Annotated in this window: 3 protein-coding genes; 1 reads left to right on the top strand and 2 read right to left on the bottom strand. The window is 53.5% G+C overall.

The features are described from left to right. Positions 1-119: 119 nt before the first annotated feature. On the top strand, positions 120-1,358 hold the full coding sequence (locus JQ46_RS05390; protein WP_192817224.1) for an IS256-like element IS3506 family transposase: 1,239 nt from the start codon (positions 120-122) through the stop codon (positions 1,356-1,358). 435 nt (positions 1,359-1,793) lie between these two features. Here the strand turns inward: JQ46_RS05390 and JQ46_RS11010 are convergent, their stop codons facing one another. Then, positions 1,794-2,933 carry a YbfB/YjiJ family MFS transporter gene (locus tag JQ46_RS11010; RefSeq protein WP_011273995.1) on the bottom strand — a complete coding sequence of 380 codons (1,140 nt, stop codon included), beginning with the start codon at positions 2,931-2,933 and terminating at the stop codon, positions 1,794-1,796. Between the two features lie 241 nt (positions 2,934-3,174). Next, the gene (locus JQ46_RS05395; protein WP_192817224.1) at positions 3,175-4,413 is read right to left on the bottom strand and encodes an IS256-like element IS3506 family transposase; all 1,239 of its coding nucleotides are present in this window, start codon (positions 4,411-4,413) and stop codon (positions 3,175-3,177) included. Positions 4,414-4,532: the final 119 nt, after the last annotated feature.

Genomic DNA, 4,532 nt, shown 5'->3' on the forward strand with positions numbered 1-4,532 from the left:
GGTTGCGTCCCTTAGTGTGGTGTAACGCTTGCTGATGGTGGGTCCCGGAAAGTAGTGGGCGGCCACCGCCAGTTAGCCTTTCGACTCAACTACCACATCTCACCGAAAGGCCTATGACGATGACCGCTGCACCGTATTCTATCGACCCGACAACCTATCTGGATGATTTGCTGGCCCAAGCGTCTCCGGATTTGATGCGCCAGATGCTGCAAGGGTTTATCAACCAGATCCTCTCCGCCCAGGCTGACACCGTCTGCGGCGCCGAATACGGAGTTGTATCCACCGAGCGGGTCAACCACCGCAACGGGTATCGCCACCGCGACCTTGACACCCGTGTCGGCACGATCGACGTGGCGGTGCCGAAACTGCGCCACGGCGCGTTCTTCCCAGACTGGCTGTTAGAGCGCCGCTCACGAGCAGAACGAGCCTTATCGACTGTGATCGCCACGTGCTACCTTAAAGGGGTTTCCACCCGCAGGATGAATGATCTGGTGGCTACGCTTGGGATTTCCAGCATGTCGAAATCGCAAGTCTCACGCATGTCAGAAGAACTCGACGACATGGTCGCAGACTTCAAAAACCGCCCACTAGACCCCGGCGGGTACGCCTTTTTATCGTGCGATGCGCTCACGATCAAAGTCCGTGAAGGCGGCCGGGTGGTCAAATGCTCAGTGCTGCTTGCCACCGGAGTCAACGCCGACGGGTATCGCGAAATGCTCGGCATGCACGTCGCCACCGCGGAATCCAACGCGTCGTGGAAAGGCTTCTTCCAGGACTTAAAAGCCCGCGGACTTACTGGGGTATTCCTTATCACAAGTGATGCCCACGAAGGCATCCAGCACGCCATTTCCGAAGTGCTGCCCAATGCGTCGTGGCAGCGGTGCCGCACCCATTTCGCGAAGAACCTCTACGAAAAGGTCCCGAAAACACAATGGCCGATGGTCTCTGCGATGTTCCAGACAATCTTCCAGCAACCTGACGCCACATCCACTTGGGCTCAAGCCCGCGAAGTTGTCGACCTACTGGAGCCGAAATTCCCTCACGTCGCGGCGTATTTGGAGGAATCACTCGATGAAGTACTGGCGTTTACCGCAGCGCCGAAACCAGTCTGGACGAAGGTGTGGTCAAACAACCCCACAGAACGGTTAAACCGTGAGATCCGCCGGCGCACCGACGTCGTCGGCATTTTCCCAAACCGTGAATCCATCATCCGGCTTGTCGGTGCGGTCCTAGCCGAGCAACACGACGACTGGATCCAACAAAAACGCTACATGTCACTGACCGCACTCGAACACACCAAGCACCTCATGCACCACCCAGGAGAACATCGTGACGACCACCACCAGCTAACCGCCTAACCAAGCCCCGAACTTCATATCGAGCCGAAAGCACAAACGGCTACACCACTACACCGGACTTGACCGTTTCTCTTCATTTGCCCAGTACATACGGGGCATCGTGGTCTGTTAGGTGTCACCGGCAAAGCTAACCAACATCCGGCTACCACACTGGGACGCCGTTCCGGTGGATTGAAGGAAAAACGCGCCCGAATAAGGTCTGGAACCTTATTCAAGCCCGCTTTACATAGTCTGATCAGCAGATATGCTGGAAACCAGACACATTTTTGTCACTTAACCCGCGGTAATTTTCACTGAATCAGCGTATTGCAAAAATGGAGCCATCTTCGGTGAAAACTACGAGCCATTAATATTGTATGGTAGAACTCTCATTTCAGTCGTGACGGCCGCCTTTGGCGCCAAGGATGATTGCAACAAAACGAAGATAAACGCTTATCACAACCGTGAAAGCTTAATTGTTGCCATGCCGATGGCGATAGCGATAGTCGCAATAATAAATGATGCTTTAATTGAATCTGATAAAAATAGCCCGATAACTGCTGGTCCTACGACTTGTCCTAGGCTATACCAAGTCGTTAATCGGGCAGCCCCGCCATTTATTCCATAGGCGACGCCTATTGAGATTGTAAGCATTGTAATCCCCATGAAGGTAGCGCCGAAAATTATTGCGGCAACCATTAGTAAGAAAACTGAATTTCCAAAAATAGCTGCAATCGCTCCACCAACTTGAAGTGTATAACAGCTAAGTAGCGTATGGCGCCGACCGTAACGCTTTGCCAATGCTGACCAGAGGTAGGGTGAGGGAATTGCTGCGATGCCAGCCACGGCCCATGTGATGGCGGCTGCTGATGAGCCGAAAACAGGGTTAGCTAGTATAACGAGATAGGTTCCGATAATAATGTACCCAAAGCCTTGAAAGAAATAGCCTGTATCTAATAATCGGAAAGCTCGCTTAAACTCCGAAGTAGATCGATCCGCGGAACTGTCCGGAATCTTTCGATTTCTAGGGGGCGCTTCAGTGCTAATGGGCCAGGTCCAAGCTACGATGCTAAATAGGGTACTAATTAGGGCGGCAGCTCCCCATAAGTGTGCCCATGCCAAGGTTTGGCCTAGTAGCCATACTGCTATTCCAGAAACAGTGATGCCTAATCCAACACCACCATAAACAAAACCAACCAGAGAAGGGGAGTGTAAATTCTGGCTGGCAAACTGTGTAATACACACGAAGATGAATGCAGACGCTATTCCAGCCAAAAATCGAATGAAACTATGTATTCCTGGGTTATCTGTCAATGCCATTGTGGCAAGCAGTAATGTCGAGCAAATTAGCGATCCACGATAAACGGGCGCCGTTTTGGGAACCCAGTCTTTAGAAAGGGCTAATGATCCGAAAAGATAACCAAGATAGTTTGCTACTGCAATCCAAGACGAGATGGAGCTTGACCAGTTTAGAGCGGCCGCCATGAGGGGAAGTAGTGGAGTATAGAAGAACCTGCCGATTCCCATTGCTACTGCAAGTCCAAGTGTGCCTTGAATGCTTGAAAATGGTGCTCGCTTATATCTGGATTCTGCCATTTATGAAGTTCCTTGTAGCTATCCCTCTTCGGTTCGTTGAGTCACTTTATTTCCCTCTACTGCTGTGGGCAACCCGGGATCTGTACCAGGATGAAGGATCATTTCGGTAGTATCTCGGTTGCGTCCCTTAATTCGGTGTATCTGTAGCCCGCGGTAAACCTCGAGTCAGTGCGCATGGTCAAGTCCGGTGTAGTGGTGTAGCCGTTTGTGCTTTCGGCTCGATATGAAGTTCGGGGCTTGGTTAGGCGGTTAGCTGGTGGTGGTCGTCACGATGTTCTCCTGGGTGGTGCATGAGGTGCTTGGTGTGTTCGAGTGCGGTCAGTGACATGTAGCGTTTTTGTTGGATCCAGTCGTCGTGTTGCTCGGCTAGGACCGCACCGACAAGCCGGATGATGGATTCACGGTTTGGGAAAATGCCGACGACGTCGGTGCGCCGGCGGATCTCACGGTTTAACCGTTCTGTGGGGTTGTTTGACCACACCTTCGTCCAGACTGGTTTCGGCGCTGCGGTAAACGCCAGTACTTCATCGAGTGATTCCTCCAAATACGCCGCGACGTGAGGGAATTTCGGCTCCAGTAGGTCGACAACTTCGCGGGCTTGAGCCCAAGTGGATGTGGCGTCAGGTTGCTGGAAGATTGTCTGGAACATCGCAGAGACCATCGGCCATTGTGTTTTCGGGACCTTTTCGTAGAGGTTCTTCGCGAAATGGGTGCGGCACCGCTGCCACGACGCATTGGGCAGCACTTCGGAAATGGCGTGCTGGATGCCTTCGTGGGCATCACTTGTGATAAGGAATACCCCAGTAAGTCCGCGGGCTTTTAAGTCCTGGAAGAAGCCTTTCCACGACGCGTTGGATTCCGCGGTGGCGACGTGCATGCCGAGCATTTCGCGATACCCGTCGGCGTTGACTCCGGTGGCAAGCAGCACTGAGCATTTGACCACCCGGCCGCCTTCACGGACTTTGATCGTGAGCGCATCGCACGATAAAAAGGCGTACCCGCCGGGGTCTAGTGGGCGGTTTTTGAAGTCTGCGACCATGTCGTCGAGTTCTTCTGACATGCGTGAGACTTGCGATTTCGACATGCTGGAAATCCCAAGCGTAGCCACCAGATCATTCATCCTGCGGGTGGAAACCCCTTTAAGGTAGCACGTGGCGATCACAGTCGATAAGGCTCGTTCTGCTCGTGAGCGGCGCTCTAACAGCCAGTCTGGGAAGAACGCGCCGTGGCGCAGTTTCGGCACCGCCACGTCGATCGTGCCGACACGGGTGTCAAGGTCGCGGTGGCGATACCCGTTGCGGTGGTTGACCCGCTCGGTGGATACAACTCCGTATTCGGCGCCGCAGACGGTGTCAGCCTGGGCGGAGAGGATCTGGTTGATAAACCCTTGCAGCATCTGGCGCATCAAATCCGGAGACGCTTGGGCCAGCAAATCATCCAGATAGGTTGTCGGGTCGATAGAATACGGTGCAGCGGTCATCGTCATAGGCCTTTCGGTGAGATGTGGTAGTTGAGTCGAAAGGCTAACTGGCGGTGGCCGCCCACTACTTTCCGGGACCCACCATCAGCAAGCGTTACACCACACTAAGGGACGCAACC

The organism is Corynebacterium jeikeium (assembly GCF_000738175.1).
GTDB lineage: Bacteria > Actinomycetota > Actinomycetes > Mycobacteriales > Mycobacteriaceae > Corynebacterium > Corynebacterium jeikeium_C.